10 protein-coding genes, 5 tRNA genes and 11 pseudogenes are annotated in these 22,964 nt (G+C 47.6%); 10 read left to right on the top strand and 16 right to left on the bottom strand.

Annotation, left to right across the window (positions count from 1 at the left end; translation table 11 throughout):
- Nucleotides 1-337 precede the first annotated feature (337 nt).
- A tRNA-Ser gene (locus BGE37_RS05015) sits at nucleotides 338-427 on the bottom strand.
- A gap of 93 nt (nucleotides 428-520) precedes the next feature.
- Here BGE37_RS05015 and mtfA point away from each other — a divergent pair.
- From mtfA to yeeJ, 3 genes and pseudogenes are all read left to right on the top strand, one after another.
- Nucleotides 521-1,318, top strand: coding sequence for a DgsA anti-repressor MtfA (gene mtfA / locus BGE37_RS05010; RefSeq protein WP_023140223.1), 798 nt, complete (start codon nucleotides 521-523; stop codon nucleotides 1,316-1,318).
- A 100-nt stretch (nucleotides 1,319-1,418) separates the two neighbouring features.
- Nucleotides 1,419-1,494 (top strand) — tRNA-Asn (locus BGE37_RS05005).
- A gap of 313 nt (nucleotides 1,495-1,807) precedes the next feature.
- Nucleotides 1,808-3,640 (top strand): annotated as a pseudogene (gene yeeJ / locus BGE37_RS05000) (inverse autotransporter adhesin YeeJ); the annotation flags it as partial.
- Nucleotides 3,641-3,659: 19 nt separating this feature from the next.
- Here yeeJ and BGE37_RS04995 read toward each other — a convergent pair.
- Nucleotides 3,660-4,553: pseudogene (locus BGE37_RS04995) on the bottom strand (IS3 family transposase); the annotation flags it as partial.
- Between the two features lie 67 nt (nucleotides 4,554-4,620).
- Here BGE37_RS04995 and BGE37_RS04990 point away from each other — a divergent pair.
- Nucleotides 4,621-5,771, top strand: a pseudogene (locus BGE37_RS04990) (IS30-like element IS30 family transposase).
- A gap of 9 nt (nucleotides 5,772-5,780) precedes the next feature.
- Here BGE37_RS04990 and BGE37_RS04985 read toward each other — a convergent pair.
- Nucleotides 5,781-6,029, bottom strand: a pseudogene (locus BGE37_RS04985) (transposase); the annotation flags it as partial.
- A 61-nt stretch (nucleotides 6,030-6,090) separates the two neighbouring features.
- Nucleotides 6,091-6,654, bottom strand: a pseudogene (locus BGE37_RS04980) (glycosyltransferase family 9 protein); the annotation flags it as partial.
- A gap of 314 nt (nucleotides 6,655-6,968) precedes the next feature.
- On the opposite strand from BGE37_RS04980, the pseudogene shiA reads away from it, so the two are divergent.
- From shiA to BGE37_RS04965, 3 genes and pseudogenes are all read left to right on the top strand, one after another.
- Nucleotides 6,969-8,285: pseudogene (gene shiA, locus BGE37_RS04975) on the top strand (shikimate transporter).
- A 101-nt stretch (nucleotides 8,286-8,386) separates the two neighbouring features.
- Nucleotides 8,387-9,841 carry an AMP nucleosidase gene (amn, locus tag BGE37_RS04970; protein ID WP_001060244.1) on the top strand — a complete coding sequence of 485 codons (1,455 nt, stop codon included), beginning with the start codon at nucleotides 8,387-8,389 and terminating at the stop codon, nucleotides 9,839-9,841.
- 342 nt (nucleotides 9,842-10,183) lie between these two features.
- Entirely contained in the window at nucleotides 10,184-10,900 is a 717-nt protein-coding gene (locus tag BGE37_RS04965; protein WP_000532912.1) for a YebC/PmpR family DNA-binding transcriptional regulator, read from the top strand.
- Between the two features lie 454 nt (nucleotides 10,901-11,354).
- Here the strand turns inward: BGE37_RS04965 and BGE37_RS04950 are convergent.
- Nucleotides 11,355-11,430 (bottom strand) — tRNA-Asn (locus BGE37_RS04950).
- A gap of 100 nt (nucleotides 11,431-11,530) precedes the next feature.
- The gene (gene yeeO, locus BGE37_RS04945) at nucleotides 11,531-13,018 is read right to left on the bottom strand and encodes a toxic metabolite efflux MATE transporter YeeO (protein WP_023140295.1); all 1,488 of its coding nucleotides are present in this window, start codon (nucleotides 13,016-13,018) and stop codon (nucleotides 11,531-11,533) included.
- 160 nt (nucleotides 13,019-13,178) lie between these two features.
- On the opposite strand from yeeO, the gene BGE37_RS04940 reads away from it, so the two are divergent.
- A tRNA-Asn gene (locus BGE37_RS04940) sits at nucleotides 13,179-13,254 on the top strand.
- 37 nt (nucleotides 13,255-13,291) lie between these two features.
- Here BGE37_RS04940 and cbl read toward each other — a convergent pair.
- Together cbl and nac are read right to left on the bottom strand one after the other, a co-directional pair.
- Nucleotides 13,292-14,242, bottom strand: coding sequence for an HTH-type transcriptional regulator Cbl (gene cbl, locus BGE37_RS04935; RefSeq protein ID WP_001011017.1), 951 nt, complete (start codon nucleotides 14,240-14,242; stop codon nucleotides 13,292-13,294).
- A 101-nt stretch (nucleotides 14,243-14,343) separates the two neighbouring features.
- On the bottom strand, nucleotides 14,344-15,261 hold the full coding sequence (gene nac / locus BGE37_RS04930; RefSeq protein WP_001011466.1) for a nitrogen assimilation transcriptional regulator NAC: 918 nt from the start codon (nucleotides 15,259-15,261) through the stop codon (nucleotides 14,344-14,346).
- A 325-nt stretch (nucleotides 15,262-15,586) separates the two neighbouring features.
- Between nac and BGE37_RS04925 the strand changes: the two genes are divergently transcribed.
- Nucleotides 15,587-15,662, top strand: a tRNA-Asn gene (locus tag BGE37_RS04925).
- A gap of 55 nt (nucleotides 15,663-15,717) precedes the next feature.
- Here BGE37_RS04925 and ldtA read toward each other — a convergent pair.
- From ldtA to BGE37_RS04890, 7 genes and pseudogenes are all read right to left on the bottom strand, one after another.
- A complete protein-coding gene (gene ldtA / locus BGE37_RS04920) occupies nucleotides 15,718-16,653 on the bottom strand; it encodes a L,D-transpeptidase (protein ID WP_000986331.1) in 936 nt (311 codons plus the stop codon).
- 61 nt (nucleotides 16,654-16,714) lie between these two features.
- A complete protein-coding gene (gene cobT, locus BGE37_RS04915; RefSeq protein WP_001193786.1) occupies nucleotides 16,715-17,794 on the bottom strand; it encodes a nicotinate-nucleotide--dimethylbenzimidazole phosphoribosyltransferase in 1,080 nt (359 codons plus the stop codon).
- 11 nt (nucleotides 17,795-17,805) lie between these two features.
- Nucleotides 17,806-18,549 carry an adenosylcobinamide-GDP ribazoletransferase gene (gene cobS / locus BGE37_RS04910; RefSeq protein ID WP_001297350.1) on the bottom strand — a complete coding sequence of 248 codons (744 nt, stop codon included), beginning with the start codon at nucleotides 18,547-18,549 and terminating at the stop codon, nucleotides 17,806-17,808.
- A complete protein-coding gene (gene cobU / locus BGE37_RS04905) occupies nucleotides 18,546-19,091 on the bottom strand; it encodes a bifunctional adenosylcobinamide kinase/adenosylcobinamide-phosphate guanylyltransferase (RefSeq protein WP_000973159.1) in 546 nt (181 codons plus the stop codon). The genes cobS and cobU overlap by 4 nt, the downstream gene beginning before the upstream one ends.
- Nucleotides 19,092-19,224: 133 nt before the next feature.
- A pseudogene (locus BGE37_RS25550) lies at nucleotides 19,225-19,386 on the bottom strand (cobalamin biosynthesis protein); the annotation flags it as partial.
- An 8-nt stretch (nucleotides 19,387-19,394) separates the two neighbouring features.
- A pseudogene (locus BGE37_RS25545) lies at nucleotides 19,395-19,583 on the bottom strand (IS4 family transposase); the annotation flags it as partial.
- Between the two features lie 996 nt (nucleotides 19,584-20,579).
- A pseudogene (locus tag BGE37_RS04890) lies at nucleotides 20,580-21,698 on the bottom strand (IS3 family transposase).
- A gap of 65 nt (nucleotides 21,699-21,763) precedes the next feature.
- On the opposite strand from BGE37_RS04890, the pseudogene BGE37_RS04885 reads away from it, so the two are divergent.
- Nucleotides 21,764-22,615 (top strand): annotated as a pseudogene (locus BGE37_RS04885) (phosphotriesterase-related protein); the annotation flags it as partial.
- 39 nt (nucleotides 22,616-22,654) lie between these two features.
- Here BGE37_RS04885 and BGE37_RS04880 read toward each other — a convergent pair.
- Nucleotides 22,655-22,938: pseudogene (locus BGE37_RS04880) on the bottom strand (gamma-glutamyltransferase); the annotation flags it as partial.
- Between the last annotated feature and the right edge of the window lie 26 nt (nucleotides 22,939-22,964).

The raw sequence follows: 22,964 nt of genomic DNA, 5'->3' as shown, positions 1-22,964 counted from the left end.
GAGTTGATGAACTCCTGCCATGGAACGTAGTACTCACCAATAAATAAGCGTCAATACGGTGCTCCGTTGACGCTTACGCAACTTCAGTTCCCACCACCAACTTTGCGGCAGTTTCATAGGATGAATGTCTAAAAGAATAATGGTGAGCGATAAGAAAACGACTGAATAACTGCACATTTTCGCTCGAAAGCTTCCTGTCAGATCCATAGCGAATCAAGTGCTGAATGTCACAGTATCGAACAGAAAACAGTGACGATCTAACCCTTCAAGAATATTCTACGATTGTTCTGTTTAGGAAAAGCAAGGCGGGAAGTCGGGAGATAAGTCATTGATAAAGTGGCGGAGAGAGGGGGATTTGAACCCCCGGTAGAGTTGCCCCTACTCCGGTTTTCGAGACCGGTCCGTTCAGCCGCTCCGGCATCTCTCCGTTCAGATGGTTGCCATGATGCCAGGAAATTTGGCATTTTAACAGTCCCTGTCCGTGCAATTTTGTTCAAGTGACGAGTTTGCGAGCAAAACGATGATTAAGTGGCCCTGGAAAGTACAAGAATCAGCACATCAAACTGCCCTTCCCTGGCAGGAAGCACTATCGATCCCCCTTTTAACGGGTCTGACGGAACAGGAACAAAGCAAATTAGTCACTCTTGCCGAACGTTTTTTACAGCAAAAGCGGTTTGTTCCTTTACAGGGCTTTGAACTGGATTCATTAAGAAGCTGCCGGATAGCACTTCTATTTTGCCTACCCGTTCTGGAGTTAGGACTGGAATGGCTGGATGGTTTTCATGAAGTCTTAATTTATCCTGCGCCATTTGTGGTCGATGATGAATGGGAAGACGATATCGGTCTGGTGCATAACCAACGTATTGTTCAGTCAGGTCAGAGCTGGCAGCAAGGGCCTATCGTTTTGAACTGGTTGGATATACAAGATTCTTTTGATGCATCTGGTTTTAACCTGATTATTCATGAAGTCGCTCATAAGCTGGACACCCGTAACGGCGATCGCGCCAGCGGAGTTCCCTTTATTCCGTTGCGTGAGGTTGCTGGCTGGGAACACGATCTTCATGCTGCAATGAACAACATTCAGGAAGAAATCGAATTGGTTGGCGAGAATGCGGCGAGCATTGATGCTTATGCTGCGAGTGATCCTGCTGAATGTTTTGCCGTACTTTCTGAATATTTCTTTAGCGCCCCAGAACTTTTTGCTCCTCGTTTCCCTTCATTGTGGCAACGTTTCTGCCAATTTTATCAACAAGATCCTTTGCAGAGACTGCATCACGCTAATGATACAGACTCGTTTTCGGCGACGAATGTTCATTAATTAACAACTTTGCAGATTAATTAACCAATTGAAATGACTTATGAAATTTAGTGTTGACAGACAAGGTACCGCTAAGTAATATGCGCCCCGTTCACACGATTCCTCTGTAGTTCAGTCGGTAGAACGGCGGACTGTTAATCCGTATGTCACTGGTTCGAGTCCAGTCAGAGGAGCCAAATTCTAAAAATTCGCTTTTTTAGCGCAATGTCACTGACCTTAGTTGAACATTGTTTTTTAACGGATAGCGGGTTTTTAACATCTTAAGCGCCCTCGACCTTTATGGTTGAGGGCGTTTTGCTATGAACGCCATCACCATTTTCCCCTCGATTATAAAACTTGAGTTATTCAGTAGTCTCCCCTCTTGCAACTCACACCCAAAACTGCCTAACGAAAAGTTATTAATTTTCAATCATATTGCTATCAGTATTTACATTTTTTCGCTGTGCTAGAAAGGGCGCATTTATGTTAGCTCGTTCAGGGAAGGTAAGCATGGCTACGAAGAAGAGAAGTGGAGAAGAAATAAATGACCGACAAATATTATGCGGGATGGGAATTAAACTACGCCGCTTAACTGCGGGTATCTGCCTGATAACTCAACTTGCGTTCCCTATGGCTGCGGCAGCACAAGGTGTGGTAAACGCCGCAACCCAACAACCAGTTCCTGCACAAATTGCCATTGCAAATGCCAATACGGTGCCCTACACCCTTGGAGCGCTGGAATCGGCCCAAAGCGTTGCCGAACGTTTCGGTATTTCGGTGGCTGAGTTACGCAAACTCAACCAGTTTCGTACGTTTGCTCGAGGTTTTGATAATGTCCGCCAGGGTGATGAACTGGATGTCCCGGCTCAAGTTAGTGAAAATAATTTAACCCCGCCACCGGGTAATAGCAGTGACAACCTCGAGCAACAGATAGCCAGTACTTCACAGCAAATCGGGTCTCTGCTCGCCGAAGATATGAACAGCGAGCAAGCGGCAAATATGGCGCGTGGATGGGCCTCTTCTCAGGCTTCAGGCGCAATGACAGACTGGTTAAGCCGCTTCGGTACCGCAAGAATCACGCTGGGCGTGGATGAAGATTTTAGCCTGAAGAACTCCCAGTTCGATTTTCTCCATCCGTGGTATGAAACGCCTGATAATCTCTTTTTCAGTCAGCATACTCTCCATCGTACTGACGAGCGTACGCAGATTAACAACGGCTTAGGTTGGCGTCATTTCACTCCCACATGGATGTCGGGCATCAACTTCTTTTTCGACCACGATCTTAGCCGTTACCACTCCCGCGCCGGCATTGGCGCGGAGTACTGGCGCGACTATCTAAAATTAAGCAGTAACGGCTATTTGCGACTGACCAACTGGCGCAGCGCACCTGAACTGGACAACGATTATGAAGCACGCCCGGCCAATGGCTGGGATGTACGCGCAGAAGGCTGGCTACCCGCCTGGCCGCACCTTGGCGGTAAACTGGTCTATGAACAGTATTATGGCGATGAAGTGGCCCTGTTCGATAAAGACGATCGGCAAAGTAATCCTCATGCCATAACCGCTGGACTTAACTATACCCCCTTCCCGCTGATGACCTTCAGCGCGGAGCAACGCCAGGGTAAACAGGGCGAAAATGACACCCGTTTTGCCGTCGATTTTACCTGGCAACCTGGCAGCGCAATGCAGAAACAGCTTGACCCGAATGAAGTCGCTGCACGGCGTAGCCTTGCAGGCAGCCGTTATGATCTGGTGGATCGCAACAACAATATCGTTCTGGAATATCGCAAAAAAGAACTGGTTCGCCTGACCCTGACAGACCCCGTGACAGGGAAGTCAGGAGAAGTGAAATCACTGGTTTCGTCGCTACAAACCAAATATGCCCTGAAAGGCTATAACGTCGAAGCCACCGCACTGGAAGCTGCCGGTGGCAAAGTGGTCACAACGGGTAAAGATATTCTGGTTACCCTGCCGGCTTACCGGTTCACCAGTACGCCAGAAACCGATAACACCTGGCCGATTGAAGTCACCGCCGAAGATGTCAAAGGCAATTTGTCGAATCGTGAACAGAGCATGGTGGTCGTTCAGGCACCTACGCTAAGCCAGAAAGATTCCTCGGTATCGTTAAGTACCCAAACATTGAACGCGGATTCCCATTCAACCGCCACACTGACTTTTATTGCGCATGATGCAGCAGGTAATCCTGTTGTCGGGCTGGTGCTCTCGACGCGTCACGAAGGTGTTCAGGACATCACCCTTTCTGACTGGAAAGATAATGGTGACGGAAGCTATACCCAGATCCTGACCACAGGAGCGATGTCTGGCACGCTGACGCTGATGCCACTGAATCGCCACGGATAATTTAGACACTTCCGAGCCGTTGATAATACTGGTTTTCATATTCTGTCGGTGACATCTGATCGCTGGAACCATGCCGACGCTTACTGTTATAAAACATTTCGATGTAATCAAAAATATCGCTGCGGACTTCTTCCCGCGTTCCGTAGATCTTTTTCTTTATCCGTTCGCGTTTCAACAACTGGAAAAAGCTTTCTGCAACCGCATTATCATGGCAGTTACCGCGACGGCTCATGCTGCCCTCCAGGCCGTGTGATTTTAGGAACGACTGCCATTCATGGCTTGTGTACTGACTGCCCTGATCCGAATGAACCAGCACCTGTTTTTGGGGATTACGCCGCCATACAGCCATCAGCAGTGCGTTCAGGACAATGTCTTTTGTCATCCGGGATTGCATGGACCAGCCGATAATTTTGCGTGAGAACAGATCAACAACCACGGCAAGATACAGCCAGCCTTCGTGGGTCCTTATGTAGGTTATGTCCGTTACCCAACGCTCATCCGGAGCATCCGGATTGAACTGTCGCTGAAGCCTGTTGGGCGACACGATACTGGCCTCGCCTTTACGAGCCCGCGGGCTCCGGTATCCGACCTGAGCCTTTATCCCGATACGTTTCATCAGTCGCCAGACTCTGTTCACTCCGCACTGTTGCCCGCTGTCCCGCAGATCTAAATGGATTTTGCGATAACCATAGACGCATCCCAATTCCAGCCAGAACTGTTTAATCTGTCCTGTCAGTCTCAGGTCTGCCTGATGGCGTTGTGAATGCGGCTGCTGAAGCCAGGCGTAAAAACCACTGGGATGAACATCCAGCACCCGACAGAGCAGGCGAACAGGCCAGCAACAGGTGTTGTCACGGATAAAGGCGTACCTCAGTCGGACAGCTTTGCGAAGTACGCCACTGTAGATTCAATTGGTCAACGCAACAGTTATGTGAAAACATGGGGTTGCGGAGGTTTTTTGAATGAGACGAACATTTACAGCAGAGGAAAAGCCTCTGTTTTTGAACTATGGAAGAACGGAACAGGCTTCAGTGAAATAGCGAATATCCTGGGTTCAAAACCCGGAACGATCTTCACTATGTTAAGGGATACTGGCGGCATAAAACCCCATGAGCGTAAGCGGGCTGTAGCTCACCTGACACTGTCTGAGCGCGAGGAGATACGAGCTGGTTTGTCAGCCAAAATGAGCATTCGTGCGATAGCTACTGCGCTGAATCGCAGTCCTTCGACGATCTCACGTGAAGTTCAGCGTAATCGGGGCAGACGCTATTACAAAGCTGTTGATGCTAATAACCGAGCCAACAGAATGGCGAAAAGGCCAAAACCGTGCTTACTGGATCAAAATTTACCATTGCGAAAGCTTGTTCTGGAAAAGCTGGAGATGAAATGGTCTCCAGAGCAAATATCAGGATGGTTAAGGCGAACAAAACCACGTCAAAAAACGCTGCGAATATCACCTGAGACAATTTATAAAACGCTGTACTTTCGTAGCCGTGAAGCGCTACACCACCTGAATATACAGCATCTGCGACGGTCGCATAGCCTTCGCCATGGCAGGCGTCATACCCGCAAAGGCGAAAGAGGTACGATTAACATAGTGAACGGAACACCAATTCACGAACGTTCCCGAAATATCGATAACAGACGCTCTCTGGGGCATTGGGAGGGCGATTTAGTCTCAGGTACAAAAAACTCTCATATAGCCACACTTGTAGACCGAAAATCACGTTATACGATCATCCTTAGACTCAGGGGCAAAGATTCTGTCTCAGTAAATCAGGCTCTTACCGACAAATTCCTGAGTTTACCGTCAGAACTCAGAAAATCACTGACATGGGACAGAGGAATGGAACTGGCCAGACATCTAGAATTTACTGTCAGCACCGGCGTTAAAGTTTACTTCTGCGATCCTCAGAGTCCTTGGCAGCGGGGAACAAATGAGAACACAAATGGGCTAATTCGGCAGTACTTTCCTAAAAAGACATGTCTTGCCCAATATACTCAACATGAACTAGATCTGGTTGCTGCTCAGCTAAACAACAGACCGAGAAAGACACTGAAGTTCAAAACACCGAAAGAGATAATTGAAAGGGGTGTTGCATTGACAGATTGAATCAACAACTGCTTTTTTTAATATGTCCCGTTCGTCGGTAACCCGCTTCAGCTCTTTCTGGAGACGGCGGATCTCGGCCTGAGCATCTGACTGTTCTTTATTAGTGGAAGAATCCGGACCGTACTTCTTTATCCAGGAGTAAAGGCTGTGGGTGGTGATATCGAGACGTGTTGCAACGCTGGCAACAGAATAACCGCGATCAACAACCTGTTTGACTGCTTCAATTTTAAACTCTTCGGGATAACGCTTACCACTCATGGGCACCTCTCTTTAAGTCATCTTAAATGACTCTGAGGTGTCTGTTAAACCCGTGGCGATTCAATTCATATATTGGCCTGACTGCTGGAAAACCCGCCTCACGCATCATAAATGCCCATGTCATAGGTACGGGAGCCCGGAGTTTCTGATCCATACGGGACGCGTTCTTGCACAAAGGGGAGAAGCAATTCATGGTTATACCAACAACCTGAAAATTCGTTTTTGCTTTCAACTGACTGATAAATATCATCGTTTTCAGGTTCTTTTTACGCATCGCCTCTATACAAAGATCCGGCGTACCGTATTGCAGTGTTATGTTCTTCGCTAAATTTTTTATTTCTTTTAATGTTGCGTGATCCTGCATAGTCATTGTAACTAATGTTAATTTAGTCAGTTCAAGTTTGAGCGCATTAAAGACTTCTAAATTAATTGTCGACGTAACAATTAATAGATGCTTAATTTTATGCAATTCAAGCGCCCGAATAACAGGAAAGATGGCCATAGCATCGCCAATCTGATCGAGAATATGGATGACAACAAAGTCTGTTTTTTCAATATTGAAATTATAAGCTTTATAATCGTAGTAACTAAATGCAATACGTCTCAACAATGATGCTAAAAACATACCTAACCTCGCCTCCCTACTGGTTATAATGCAATGCAGTCTATCAGACTCATCAGGGTGCCATTTTGTGCATATGCGGACTTTTATGTTTCATATCTCTAACCTGTGGGTCCTCTGCTTAATCCTTAAACAACACCAGCAACTCCTGCGCTTTCATCTTCCATCGAATTTTTCATGTTGCCGCTAATCAGCCATAAAATCATTTGCAGATGCGCTCTGTCGAGGTAGTCTCATAAGGTTCGTTTATAGATCGACGGCAATGTGAGTTACCTTTTCCATACTAATTATAAAAAGACAGTACAAACAGGATCATTATGGACTCCACGCTCATCTCCACTCGTCCCGATGAAGGGACGCTTTCGTTAAGTCGCGCCCGACGAGCTGCGTTAGGCAGCTTCGCTGGTGCCGTCGTCGACTGGTATGATTTTTTACTCTATGGCATCACCGCCGCACTGGTGTTTAATCGCGAGTTTTTCCCGCAAGTAAGCCCGGCGATGGGAACGCTCGCCGCATTTGCTACCTTTGGCGTCGGATTCCTTTTCCGTCCGCTCGGCGGTGTCATTTTCGGTCACTTTGGCGACCGACTGGGACGTAAGCGCATGTTAATGCTGACCGTCTGGATGATGGGCATCGCGACAGCCTTGATTGGTATTCTTCCTTCATTCTCGACCATTGGGTGGTGGGCACCTATTTTGCTGGTGACACTGCGTGCCATTCAGGGATTTGCCGTCGGCGGCGAATGGGGAGGCGCGGCGTTGCTTTCCGTTGAAAGTGCACCGAAAAATAAAAAAGCCTTTTACAGTAGCGGTGTACAAGTTGGCTACGGTGTAGGTTTACTGCTTTCAACCGGACTGGTTTCATTGATCAGTATGATGACGACTGACGAACAGTTTTTAAGCTGGGGCTGGCGCATTCCTTTCCTATTTAGCATCGTACTGGTACTGGGAGCATTGTGGGTGCGCAATGGCATGGAAGAGTCCGCGGAATTTGAACAACAGCAACATTATCAAGCTGCCGCGAAAAAACGCATCCCGGTTATCGAAGCGCTGTTACGACATCCCGGTGCTTTCCTGAAGATTATTGCGCTACGACTGTGCGAATTGCTGACGATGTACATCGTTACTGCCTTTGCACTTAATTATTCAACCCAGAATATGGGGCTACCGCGCGAACTTTTCCTTAATATTGGTTTGCTGGTAGGTGGATTAAGCTGCCTGACAATTCCCTGTTTTGCCTGGCTTGCCGATCGTTTTGGTCGCCGTAGGGTTTATATCACAGGTGCGTTAATCGGAACGTTGAGCGCATTTCCTTTCTTTATGGCGCTTGAAGCACAATCTATTTTCTGGATAGTTTTCTTCTCCATAATGCTGGCAAACATTGCGCATGACATGGTGGTGTGTGTGCAACAACCGATGTTTACCGAAATGTTTGGTGCCAGTTATCGCTATAGTGGCGCTGGAGTCGGTTATCAGGTTGCCAGTGTGGTTGGCGGTTGATTTACACCTTTTATTGCCGCTGCACTCATCACTTACTTTGCCGGGAACTGGCATAGCGTCGCCATTTATTTGCTGGCTGGATGCCTGATTTTCGCAATGACCGCTTTGTTGATGAAAGACAGTCAACGCGCTTGATAGCCTGGCGAAGATCATCCGATCTTCGCCTTACACTTTTGTTTCACATTTCTGTGACATACTATCGGATGTGCGGTAATTGTATGGAACAGGAGACACACATGAATAATAAGGGCTCAGGTCTGACCCCAGCTCAGGCACTGGATAAACTCGACGCGCTGTATGAGCAATCTGTAGTCGCATTACGCAACGCCATTGGCAACTATATTACAAGTGGCGAATTACCTGATGAAAACGCCCGCAAACAAGGTCTTTTTGTCTATCCATCACTGACCGTAACCTGGGACGGTAGCACAACCAATCCCCCCAAAACGCGCGCATTTGGTCGTTTTACTCACGCAGGCAGCTACACCACCACGATTACTCGCCCTACTCTCTTTCGTTCGTATCTTAATGAACAACTTACGTTGCTGTATCAGGATTATGGTGCGCATATCTCTGTGCAACCCTCGCAGCATGAAATCCCTTATCCTTATGTCATCGATGGCTCTGAATTGACACTTGATCGCTCAATGAGCGCTGGGTTAACTCGCTACTTCCCGACAACAGAACTGGCGCAAATTGGCGATGAAACTGCAGACGGCATTTATCATCCAACTGAATTCTCCCCGCTATCGCATTTTGATGCGCGCCGCGTCGATTTTTCCCTCGCACGGTTGCGCCATTATACCGGTACGCCAGTTGAACATTTTCAGCCGTTCGTCTTGTTTACCAACTACACACGTTATGTGGATGAATTCGTTCGTTGGGGATGCAGCCAGATCCTCGATCCTGATAGTCCCTACATTGCCCTTTCTTGTGCTGGCGGGAACTGGATCACCGCCGAAACCGAAGCGCCAGAAGAAGCCATTTCCGACCTTGCATGGAAAAAACATCAGATGCCAGCATGGCATTTAATTACCGCCGATGGTCAGGGTATTACTCTGGTGAATATTGGCGTGGGACCGTCAAATGCTAAAACCATCTGCGATCATCTGGCAGTGCTACGCCCGGATGTCTGGTTGATGATTGGTCACTGTGGCGGATTACGTGAAAGTCAGGCCATTGGCGATTATGTACTTGCACACGCTTATTTACGCGATGACCACGTTCTTGATGCGGTTCTGCCGCCCGATATTCCTATTCCGAGCATTGCTGAAGTGCAACGTGCGCTTTATGACGCCACCAAGCTGGTGAGTGGCAGGCCCGGTGAGGAAGTCAAACAGCGGCTACGTACAGGTACTGTGGTAACCACAGATGACAGGAACTGGGAATTACGTTACTCAGCTTCTGCACTTCGTTTTAACTTAAGCCGGGCCGTAGCAATTGATATGGAAAGTGCAACCATTGCCGCGCAAGGATATCGTTTCCGCGTGCCATACGGGACACTACTGTGTGTTTCAGATAAACCGTTGCATGGCGAGATTAAACTTCCCGGTCAGGCTAACCGTTTTTATGAAGGTGCTATTTCCGAACACCTGCAAATTGGCATTCGGGCGATCGATTTGCTGCGCGCAGAAGGCGACCGACTGCATTCGCGTAAATTACGAACCTTTAATGAGCCGCCGTTCCGATAATAAGTTCTGAACCTTCTCATCAGAAATAGATGTGAAGGATTAAGTAAGACATCTGGCAAATAGCCTGCAATCAACGCGGGCTGTTTGCTTCCTTGGGCAGATGCGAGTTTCATTATCGTCTTAATGATTTCCGCATATTAAAAGCATGTATGCTTTCAAAATATAATTATAAAAAATCCCGCCAACAACATTAGTTTTTATAAAACAAAATATAAGATTATGGCTTTAGAATATTTTTATTTCTAATAGACGAGATTTTTCCTGTTATGATATAATATGCTGATTTAACACATGTTAACGATTTACCAGTAATGTAAATAAATTTTCGAGGAGATCATTCCAGTGGGACGTAAATGGGCCAATATTGTTGCTAAAAAAACGGCTAAAGACGGTGCAACGTCTAAAATTTATGCAAAATTCGGTGTAGAAATCTATGCTGCTGCTAAACAAGGTGAACCCGATCCAGAATTAAACACATCTTTAAAATTCGTTATTGAACGTGCAAAGCAGGCACAAGTTCCAAAGCACGTTATTGATAAAGCAATTGATAAAGCCAAAGGCGGCGGAGATGAAACGTTCGTGCAGGGACGTTATGAAGGCTTTGGTCCTAATGGCTCAATGATTATCGCCGAGACATTGACTTCAAATGTTAACCGTACGATTGCTAACGTTCGCACAATTTTCAATAAAAAAGGCGGCAATATCGGAGCGGCAGGTTCTGTCAGCTATATGTTTGACAATACGGGTGTGATTGTATTTAAAGGATCAGACCCTGACCATATTTTTGAAATTTTACTTGAAGCTGAAGTTGATGTTCGTGATGTGACTGAAGAAGAAGGTAACATTGTTATTTATACCGAACCTACTGACCTTCATAAAGGAATCGCGGCTCTAAAAGCAGCTGGAATCACTGAGTTCTCAACAACAGAATTAGAAATGATTGCGCAATCTGAAGTTGAGCTTTCCCCAGAAGATTTAGAAATCTTTGAAGGGCTTGTTGATGCCCTTGAAGATGACGACGATGTACAAAAAGTTTATCATAACGTCGCAAATCTCTAATTATATTTTAAAGAAATCTGTCTTTACGGCAGATTTCTTTAATCTCATATAACCCTTATAAAAAATATAATGTTCAACTCGTCATATTGCTTATAAAAATCCCCGTTCCCAGAGAAATAATATTTATTAAAATTCCAGTTCTTCTTTTTCTGATTACAGAAGGCAAAGTGGCAATTACGCATAGTTTCCCGATAAAGACGCGATAGCGACATCCCGCATAAGGCATTTTTCTCTTTATCTTTGTACGGTACTTCATGGAACAGAGTTTTTGACCTTGCGAATCGTGATGTCTGTTGGGGAGGGACAATTTGCTCACTGAAGCGTGAGACTCGATTAAGCGCACGAAACACAGAAATCAAAAAACCCGGTCACTTTTTTACAAGGTAACCGGGTAAAAATAATTTTTATTTTTTAACTGTTTTGAGACTCATAGAGATGTCTCAAAACTAAAATTTGGCTCCTCTGACTGGACTCGAACCAGTGACATACGGATTAACAGTCCGCCGTTCTACCGACTGAACTACAGAGGAATCGTGAGAACGAGGCGAATATTAGCGATGCCCACCCACAATGTCAAAGCCTGTTTTTTAAATTTGAAATCGTTTGCTGAAATAATCTGCATTTTGTCGTTTATTCCGACACAACTGGCTTTTTTTCACACTTTTGCGGCTCGGGTCGAGGGTATTTCCATAGCCAACGTCCAGTAACCATTCGCCAGTAAAACAGCACGGCCCGCACAGCCCAGTCGGCAAACATTCCCATCCAGACACCAACCACACCCCAGCCAAGCATGATTCCCAGCACATAACCGACTACAACCCGACAACCCCACATGCTCAACATCGAAACCCACATGGCGTAACGGGCATCACGAGCACCTTTAAATCCAGCGGGTAGCACCCATGAGGCGGACCAAATAGGCATAAATAAAGCATTTAGCCAAATCAGAATCACAACGACATGTTTAACCTGTGGATCCTGGGTGTAAAACGATGCCATAAGCCCGGCAAAGGGAGCCGTTAGCCAGGCGATGGCCGTTAATCCAAGAGTGGACAGCCAGAACACATGCCGCAACTGAATCTCTGCTTGCGCTATCTGCCCTACCCCCAACCTTCGGCCTGTAATGATCGTAGAAGCAGAGCCGAGCGCACTTCCGGGTAAGTTGATAAGAGCCGCAATTGAAAACGCGATAAAATTTCCGGCAATAACACTGGTCCCCATCCCGGCAACGAACATTTGGGTTAATAACCGACCACTGGTAAATAACACTGATTCGACACTAGCGGGAATACCAATCCCCATGACTTCCCAGATAATGCTAAAATTCAGCGGTTTAAAATAGCTCTTTAACGAAATCCTTAGCGCAGGATTAAAACCAATCGCCAGCACCCACAAAATTGCAACTGCGCCAATATAACGAGAAATGGTTAAACCCAGCCCTGCCCCGACAAATCCCAGTCCCGGCCAGGAGAAAAGGCCGTAAATCAATATGCCGCTAATAATAATATTAAGAATATTCAGGCTACCGTTAATCAGTAGCGGTATTTTCGTATTCCCTGCACCACGAAGTGCCCCGCTACCAATCAAAGTGATGGCAGCTGCTGGATAACTGAGTACCGTCAGCTCCAGATAAGTCAACGCCAGTGCTTTAACTTCTGTCGTGGCATCACCCGCGACGAAATCAATAATTTGTTCGCCAAAATGATGAATAAGCGTTGCCAACAGTACGGCAAACAACGTCATGATCACCAATGACTGCCGCGTCGCCACCCTCGCTCGTCGTCGATCCCGCTTACCGAGACTAAATGCCACAACGACAGTAGTACCAAGATCGATAGCAGCAAAAAAAGCCATAATGACCATATTGAAGCTGTCCGCCAATCCCACGCCGGCCATCGCATCTTTTCCCAGCCAGCTGACCAGAAAAGTGCTCAGGACACCCATCAACAGGACACAGGCATTCTCCATGAAGATAGGAACAGCAAGCGGGGTTATCTCGCGCCAGAACAACACTTTGTAGCTCTTGCGTTTAGCGTGCCAGCGAGTGCCGTGAACAACCTGGCGTAAAGCAGAGGAGATATTCAAAGCCGACCTTAATTGCAGAAAGTGAAACCACATTTCAAATAATGAGGGAGAATCAGCAAAGCTGCAAAGATTTTCGCCAACAAATTGTCTGCAAATGCAACAAACTGTTGATAGAAACGGCAAACAGTTGGGAAATTTAAAAATCGGGTTTGACAAAAGATTTTTCGCCGTTAAGATGTGCCTCAACAGCGATTCCTCTGTAGTTCAGTCGGTAGAACGGCGGACTGTTAATCCGTATGTCACTGGTTCGAGTCCAGTCAGAGGAGCCAAATTTCTGAAAAGCCCGCTTTTATAGCGGGCTTTTTGCTATATCTGATAATCAATTTCCTCTTCACTGTTCTCCATCACCTGGCGCTTGATATCCTCAACTGACAGTCCTGCATTACAAAGTTCCAGAAAGCGCCAGACATAGTTACGTTGAAGTTGCCCTCGCTTCAGTCCCAACCATACAGTATTGGCATCGAAAAGATGCCGCGTATCCAGACGGATTAAATTCTCTTCCTCTTGTTCGCCGCTGGATTGTTCGGCAACTAATCCAATCCCCAGCCCAAGAGCAACATAGGTTTTAATGACATCAGAATCCTGCGCACTTAATACAATATCTGCCAGCAAACCTTTGCGGGCAAATGCGTCATCAATACGTGAGCGCCCCGTAATCCCCTGTCGGTAAGTGATTAACGGCCACTTCGCTATTGATTCCAGCGTCAACGGTGTAATTTGCGTCAAGGGATGATCGAGTGGAACAAGCAAACTATGGTGCCAACGAAACCACGGGAAGGCGACGAGCTGCGGGTCATTACTCAAACGCTCGCTGGCGATACCAATATCAGCTTCGCCATTTTGCAACAACGTCGCAATTTCCTGTGGCGTACCCTGGATTAGCTCCAGCCGAACCTCCGGGAAAAGTTCGCGAAAAGCTTTAATGACCTCAGGCAAGCTATAACGTGCCTGAGTATGCGTCGTTGCAATAGTGAGAACGCCAGACGTATCGTTGGTAAACAGGTCTGCAAGCCGACGAACATTACTGGCTTCATTCAGAATACGTTCTGCAATGACCAGTAATGCTTTGCCCGGTTCAGTCATGCCCAGCAGTCGCTTACCTCGTCGAACAAATATTTCGATGCCAAGTTCATCCTCCAGTTCCCGAATATGACGGCTGACGCCGGACTGTGAGGTAAAAAGCATATTCGCAACCTCTGTCAGGTTGTAATCCTGACGTGCAGCCTCGCGGATTATCTTTAGTTGTTGGAAATTCACGGTAAACTCCGGGCAGCTCAGATTTCCCGTTATTGTTAAAGTCTAATGCCCGGCATAACAAATAATAAAAACCCGCATCTTATTCCATCCCGATATAACGCTTAGCTCACCAATTGCCACTGCCTTTTTTCCATCACTGGAGAACTAATCACTGACATTAACAACTCTTTCACTGCCTGTGCCTGTGGCGATAAGTTCGCTCTGGCGGGTAAATTTAATGACAAAGAGAGACTCATGGAAGGCGTGGTAATGCGTGACATCCACCCATTTACTGCGCCACATAACGAACGCGCGGCCGATTCGGGTAATACTGCAACGCCCATGCCGCTGGCAATCGCTGCGGTAAGCGTGGCAATAGACTCAATTTCACCAATGACTTTTGCCGTGAGCCGCCGTAGGGAAAAAGCCTCATCAACACGAAGTCTAACAGCACTGTAATCACTGGGGAGAAAGAGGTTCATTTGCGCAATAGCATTAACATCAACGCTTTGCCCCGGGCAATCTTGAGTTCCTACCAGGAAAAGATCTTCTTTCAGCAAAGCCTGACTGGATACCCCAGCCACAGGGGAATGCTCATAAATCACCGCCATATCGAGTTGGTGATTTATCAGTTTTTCGTTAAGCACTGCACCGCTATTTTCATGAAGATAGATAACGATCTCCGGGAATTCAGCGCGAACCGCTTGTAATAAGGGCATGGTGATAGATGACGCAGCGGTTCCTGGCGCAAAGCCAATCGAGACTTGCCCCGATAATGCCTGACCAACGTTATGCACCGCCAGTTGGGCCTGCTCACACTGACGTAAAATGGCCCGCGCATGGGTATAGAGAATTTTTCCGGCGTCTGTTGGCGTAACGCCCCGTTTTGTGCGAATCAAAAGTTGTTGATTTAACTCACCTTCCAGTGTGGCAACCTGCTGGCTGAGCGCTGGTTGTGCGATATGCAATACTTCAGCAGCCTGAGTCAGGCTACCAATATCTACAATTTTTACGAAGTATTTCAGGCGTCTGAAGTTCATGTTGCCTCCGGTTTTTGAGAATCGGCCCAAGTGCCGCCATTACTTACAACCAGACTGCAAGATGCTTGCCAGTTTTATTTTGGCGTTGATGTACAAGCTAACCAACTGTCAAATAAGAGATTATGATAGATTCGTCATTGGCTCTTTTCACCAGCAGTCGCGTTCCCCTGCCCTATAAAAGGAGGGTATGCACCACGATGGTTCATTACCAATAAGATTGAAATCTCATCACTTTGTTGAAATTGGCAGCAAACAAACAAAAAAATGCATTTCACCCTTTGACATCACCATGCACTGCCATTAATATGCGCCCCGTTCACACGATTCCTCTGTAGTTCAGTCGGTAGAACGGCGGACTGTTAATCCGTATGTCACTGGTTCGAGTCCAGTCAGAGGAGCCAAATTCAAAAAAGCCTGCTTTCTAGCAGGCCTTTTGCTTTCTAATTACCAACGCTCTTAAAACATCTGTCTTGAACCAGAACTAATTTGCACAGGCATTCCCGATCGACGTTGCAACGCAGCATTTGCGCGATTCACATCAACTTCTTGCCCGTTGATAAACGCCCGCAAAGATGGGGTTACCGGCAATGGCACTTTTCGGTCAGACTCATATTCTGCACGATTGCGCGACAGCGGCTCATGAACTTCCAGCCAGTTCGAGCCATCTGGTTCAGTGGTGTATTTTACTGGCTGGTCGATAATTTGCACACGCGTTCCAACAGGAACATTATCAAACAGATATTTGATATCGTCATTGCGCAGACGAATACAGCCCTGACTTACCCGAAGTCCAATACCAAAATTGGCATTGGTACCGTGGATGGCATACAACCTGCCAATATAAATCGCGTACAGCCCCATGGGATTATCGGGCCCCGCAGGAACAAATGCGGGCAAACTCTCCCCTCGTTTCGCATATTCGCGCCGAGTGTTCGGCGTTGGCGTCCAGGTTGGAGCTTCTTGTTTACGTTCAACGGTAGTCACCCAGTTACGCGGGGTTTCTCGCCCAGCCTGGCCGATACCAATAGGAAAGACTTCCACAGTATTACTGTCTGGCGGGTAGTAATAAAGACGCATCTCAGCGACGTTAACCACAATCCCTTTACGAACAGTGGCGGGCAAAATCAGTTGCTGCGGAATGGTGAGTTGCGAGCCAGACTTCGGCAAGAAAACATCAGCGCCCGGATTCGCTTCCAGCATGTTACTTAACCCTTGCCCGTATTGTGCGGCAAAAGTCTCCAGCGGCTGGGTATTGTGATCAGGAACAGTTACAGTAAGCGACTGCCCCACCAAACGGCTACCCTCTGGAGGTAATGGATAAGTTACCGCCAGGCTAGTATGGCTGGCAAAAAGCAGAGCAAATGAGCAAAGAATATTTACACGACGCATCATGTCCCTTTCCTATGTCGCGAAAGCTATCCGTTAAGTATAGCTTTTATCAGACTTTTCGTTTTTAACTGTTCAAATCAGAAGTCGTATTCCCCGGTAGAACAATATTACTGGCAGCAAGTTCGCCCATGTTGTTATATATCGCACAGGCAGCTTCGATGATGGGCATCGCCAGAGCTGCGCCACTCCCCTCACCTAAACGCATCTCCATATTGAGATAAGGCTCCAGCCCCAAATGCGACAGCGCTATACGCGCCCCTTTTTCTGCCGACAGGTGAGAAGGAATGAGATACGGTTTGATTGCAGGAGACATCTGGCAGGCTGCGAGCGCAGCAGCATAAGAAAGAAATCCATCCAGCAACACGGGTAAACCGCAGGAAGCAGCGCCTAACATCACGCCAGCCATTCCGACCAAATCAAATCCCCCCACTTTTGCCAGAACATCAACGCCATCCTGCGGATTTGGTTGATTCAACGTAATCGCCCGGCGCACAACATCAATTTTATTAGCCAGTTTATCTGTCGGCAGGTTTGCGCCAATCCCAACCACTTCTTCAGGATCCCGGCCAGTGATTGTGCTGACTATTGCCGCTGCCGGTGTCGTGTTTGCCATCCCCAGTTCACCTACACCAAACAGCGTGACACCGTTTTTTGCCAGCTCCCGCGTATAACATATGACGTCCAAAAGCAACTTTTCAGCCTGACGGCGACTCATTGCCGGAGCTGAAGCAATATTGCCGCTACCTCGTGCGACACGCATGTTGATAAGCCCGGGGATAGGCTCAGCACTATCAATACCAACATCAACTACGTGGACGTTAGCGCCCGCTTGTGCTGCCAGCACACACACGCCGGTTGTTCCGCGGGTCATATTTTCAGCCTGAATGGCTGTCACTTCTTTTGGGGAAATAGCGACCCCTTCCTCCCAGACGCCGTGATCGGCACACATAACCAGTACCGCTTTTTTGCCCACATGCGGTATGCCATTCAACCCCGGCATTCCCGCCAGTTGTATGGCAAGCGCCTCCAGCCTTCCCAGGCTACCAACAGGTTTGAGTAACCCGTCAATATGCCGTTGTGCACGCGACATAGCGGCAGGATCGATAGCAGGGATCGTATTCAGTAAATCGGCAAGTGTTTGCATGTCACGTCTCTTTATAGCAGTGCCAGCAGGAAGACCAGTTCACCAAGCTCTATAGCAGCTCCCAGCGTATCGCCGGTTTGCCCGCCCAGCGTACGTTTGAGAAGCTGACCGAGGATGAAAATCGCCACCATCGTCACCACCATAGCAGCCACACCATGCATACCCGGCAATAATACGGCAGCAAAAATAGCGGCTAAGCCGAGTGTGACGCAGGTTTGTCGCCCATCAATTTTGCCAATGAACACATTGCCAAGCCCTTCTTCCCGGGCATAACGATGACGATACATCAATAATGCGGCAGTCCCGCGGCTGACCGCACATGCTGCCGCCAGCGATGCAAGGATCGGTTCGCCACGCAGAGCCAACTCGCTTAATACCAGAATCTTTGCCAGTACAACAAAAATCAATGCCAGACCGCCATGGGTGCCTAAACGGCTATCACGCATGATTTCCAACATGCGATCGCGGCTACGTGCAGAAAATACGCCATCACAGGTATCGGCGAGGCCGTCTAGGTGGAATCCCCCGGTCATCAGCGCCAGCACAAGTACGCTAAACAGTGCCGCCAGTGGTACGCCACACCATGCCTGCAGCACCATGAAGACCAGCCCGCTAATCGCGCCAAGCAATAATCCAATTAAAGGAAAAGTAATAATACCGCGAGAATAATGCTCGAAATCCAGTCCCTGGGACCAGCGACGCGGTACAGGCAGACGCGTAATAAATGAGAGCATCGCCCAAAATAATTTACTCATTTGATTTTTACTCCAATACCCGAAACCACCAGCCATACTTCATTTGCCGCAGCGGCCAGCTGCTGATTTACCCGCCCGGCAATATCACGAAAATGTCGTGCCAGACGACTCTCCGGCACAATCCCCATTCCCACTTCGTTAGTCACTAATACAACCTTTGCGGGGCAACGTTGGCAGGCAGCAATCAACGACTGAATCTCAGCATTAATCGCCTGTTCCATCGCCTGATAATCCCATTCATCAGGGTCTTTATCGCCGCCATAATCAAACAACAGATTAGTCACCATTGTGGTAACGCATTCCAGCAACACAGCTTCATGCGGGTTAATGTCTGCATGAATTAATTCATCAAGATGTTGCCAACGCTCCACCGTGCGCCAGTGCGCCGGACGGCCTTGCCGATGATGTTCTATCCGTGCAGCCATCTCGTCATCAAGGATTTGCGAGGTGGCGATATACAGAACCTGTGAAGAGTCCCCAATAAGCGCCTCTGCGTGGCGACTCTTCCCGCTCCGTGCGCCCCCCGTCACCAAAATCATCATACCGACTCCTGATTCAATTGTATGATGGTATTCATTGAACAGAACAATGGATCCCCCACCATTGCTGACCGCAAAACATTTACACGATCAATACTGCGCGTAATATAATTAAAAATCCAGCATTCTCAATCCATTACGAAAGAAGATGGCATTGTGGAATAGCCAGACTTCCTCGTGTTAACGTCCGACAAAATGCGTCATTGACAGCGGTTTCTGTGGATTGACACATTTCATTCAGATAATGAATTAATGCTACTGCCGGACCAACCAGCAAACGGGCATTGTGTTCTGAAATCCAGGCTATTGATTCAACGTCAACGACAGATCTGCGCTGTAAAAGAACTTGTAAAACAACGCAATAGAATTATCCGGAATGGTGGCGACTATGCACTAGAACACCACAATTTCGCTCTCTCGGTAAGGCACTGTCACAGCATTCAACAGAATGTGACTTGCCAGATTTATTAGCGCCACCAGATGTTTAACCGGGTAACCACGACCCAGTCGGGGATATATTCCATCTTCTCGCTGACATCATCAAGAATAAAAAGGTTTATCACACTCAGAGCAACGTTCTTCAGCAGGCGGGATAATTCTTCAACATTTAAAAGATGTGTTATTAAAGGCATACAAACTGGACGTATTGTATTTTCTTTTGGTGGTTGACCTAAGGTAGCAGTTTATCCTGATGCGCTGAGATTTCTGTAATATCTACGTCAACATTCTCCTCGAATAGAAAATGCAGCCCCGGCAAGTGATTCACATTTTTTAACAAAACGTTGTTAGCGTGCCATTTTCAGAAGCTCTCCAAGAAAGCGAATTCTTTTCTCAAATTCTGCATTCTCAGACACAGCTTTCTACTCCATGGCAATGGCCCAAATACGAAGTTGCTCAGGATCATTAGTGGTGCTGAGAAGTTAAATAACCATGCGGAGTACCACTCGTCATCACGTATTTATATATCATGAAGCTATTGTTGTGTTTTGTACATCAGTAGATGTATTCTGATATACTCCTTTTGCTAGACATAACCTTTCACCTGCTTGCAAAGCTTCTGTGTTCTGACATTGCCAAATTGTTGCAATTCTGTATCCAGCCTTCTTTCAGTCATAGCTTCGGGCCGCGATAAGACTCACTGATCTGGCCCTGATTCCTCTTGCAGACTTTATAGACCAATTAAAATGCAGTTTCTGCAGGTCAACGTCTGACCATCATTGTCATCACTCTGGCCATTAGAGTAACCTTCTGCATTCATCCTTTTGTAAAAAGTTTATGTCAGTATCAGCAATTAACCGGACCTGATACTGATATGAGTCTTACCGCATATACGGTCAATTTCAGCAATTAATTACATTATCCACGCCAAAGTGTTTGTCATCGCAATGATGGTACCTTCTTTCAGACACCATTTTTTCAACTCCGTTTTCCACGGACCGCACTCTTATGTCAAGAGTGCGGTGATCCTACCCACGTAATATGGACACAGGCCTAAGCGAGGTTCTGGTTTTCAAATTGTTCCGGACTGAGGCCGCCACACCAACTGTGCCGCCGCCACCGATTGTAATCACATTCGATATAATTAAACACCGTTGCCCGCATTATTTCCCGGCTGATAAAGTGTTCTCCATGGATACATTCCACTTTCAGCGAATGAAAGAAGCTTTCCACGCAGATTATGCCGCTTCAGTTGCGCCTGATAATCTGCTGAACAGTACTGGCCTCCACGGTCCGTGTGAACGATAACGTTCCGGGGCCTCTTACGCCGCCATAGCGCCATCTGCAGGGCATCGCAGGCCAGTTGCGCCGTCATGCGTGGCGACATTGACCAGCCAATAACGGCACGTGACCACAGGTCAATGACCACTGCCAGATACAGCCAGCCTTCATCTGTACGTAAGTACGTGATGTCTCCTGCCCACTTCTGGTTCGGGCCACTGGCGTAAAAATCCTGCTCCAACAGATTTTCTGACACAGGCAGGCCGTGTGCGCGGTAGCTGACCGGGCTGAACTTCCGGGAGGCCTTTGCCCTCAGTCCCTGACGGCGCAGGCTTGCCGCCACGGTTTTTACGTTAAAGGGGTAACCCTGAGCACGCAGTTCATCCGTCAGGCGTGGGGCACCGTAACGCTGTTTTGACCGGGTAAAAGCCGCGAGGACAACGCTGTCGCAGTGTTGGCGGAACTGCTGACGCGTGCTTATCCTTGTCCGCCGCTGACACCACGTATACCAGCCGCTGCGGGCCACCCGGAGCACGCGGCACATTGCTTTGATGCTGAACTCAGCCTGATGTTTTTCAATAAAGACATACTTCATTTCAGGCGCTTCGCGAAGTATGTCGCGGCCTTTTGGAGGATAGCCAGCTCTTCATCCCGTTCTGCCAGCTGGCGTTTGAGACGTGCAATCTCGGTAGACATCTCCAGTTCACGTTCAGAAGACGTCTGCTGATTTTGCTGTTTACTGCGCCAGTTGTAGAGCTGTGATTCATACAGGCTGAGTTCACGGGCTGCGGCAGTAACACCGATGCGTTCAGCAAGCTTCAGGGCTTCACTGCGAAATTCAGGCGAATGCTGTTTACGGGGTTTTTTACTGGTTGATACTGTTTTTGTCATGTGAGTCACCTCTGACTGAGAGTTTACTCACTTAGCCGCGTGTCCACTATTGCTGGGTAAGATCACCTTATTGCTGCGCTGATAATATGGACCGCAAACCTATTGAAGATGTGATCTTCGAAATTAATAACTTTATCTCGCTCGGTGGTCGCACCATTGTTGATGCCACAGGGTCTGAGTCTATCGGACGAGATGCGCAGGCATTACGAGAAGTCGCATTAAAAACAGGTCTGAATATTGTTGCTTCCTCCGGTCCCTACCTGGAAAAATTTGAAAGCCAGAGAATTCATAAAACGGTTGATGAACTAGCGACAACGATCGATAAAGAATTGAATCAAGGGATTGGCGATACGGATATTCGTGCCGGAATGATCGGTGAAATAGGTGTCTCACCGACATTTACCGAAGCCGAGCATAACAGCTTGCGGGCTGCCTCGCTGGCACAGATTAACAATCCTCATGTGGCGATGAATATTCACATGCCGGGCTGGCTTCGTCGCGGTGATGAAGTACTCGACATTGTGTTAGGTGAAATGGGCGTCTCGCCAAATAAAGTCTCTCTCGCACACTCGGATCCGTCAGGAAAAGACGTGGCGTATCAGCGGAAAATGCTTGATAAAGGTGTCTGGCTGGAATTCGACATGATTGGCCTAGACATTACCTTCCCGAAAGAGGGAATAGCGCCAGGGGTGCAGGAGACTGCCGATGCCGTCGCTCATCTCATTGAGTTGGGATACGCCGATCAGCTTGTTCTCAGCCACGATGTCTTCCTTAAACAAATGTGGGCTAAAAATGGCGGTAATGGCTGGGGATTTGTTCCAGATGTTTTTCTGGCCTATCTGGCGGAGCGCGGCGTCGATAAAACGATCCTCAAAAAACTCTGTATCGATAATCCCGGACGATTATTGACCGCATAAAACCATTATCCCCCGGCACATTGCGCCGGGGGATGTCAATTAATACCCCGCCGTTAAATCATCCACCAAGCGCGAGTCGGATGCGCCGTACAACTCACCATCCGACCCAACCATAATGCTTTGCGTGCTGCCCATCGCCTCATTCAGCGCCACTTTCTGACCTTTTGCTTCCAGCAGCTTGAGCGTATCCGGACTAAACCCTTTTCAACACGCAGCTCGTCCGGCAACCACTGATGGTGGAAACGAGGCGCATTGGTCGCTTCGGCAACATTCATTCCACAATTGATGCTGTTCACCACCATTTGCAGCACGGTAGTGATGATTCAGCTACCGGTAACAAAGTGAGTAC

Origin of the sequence: Escherichia sp. MOD1-EC6300 (genome assembly GCF_002965045.1) — a bacterium.
In the GTDB taxonomy this organism is placed as follows: domain Bacteria; phylum Pseudomonadota; class Gammaproteobacteria; order Enterobacterales; family Enterobacteriaceae; genus Escherichia; species Escherichia coli_F.
Note: the sequence above shows the minus strand (reverse complement) of the source record. Positions and strands in the feature narration are given on the sequence as shown.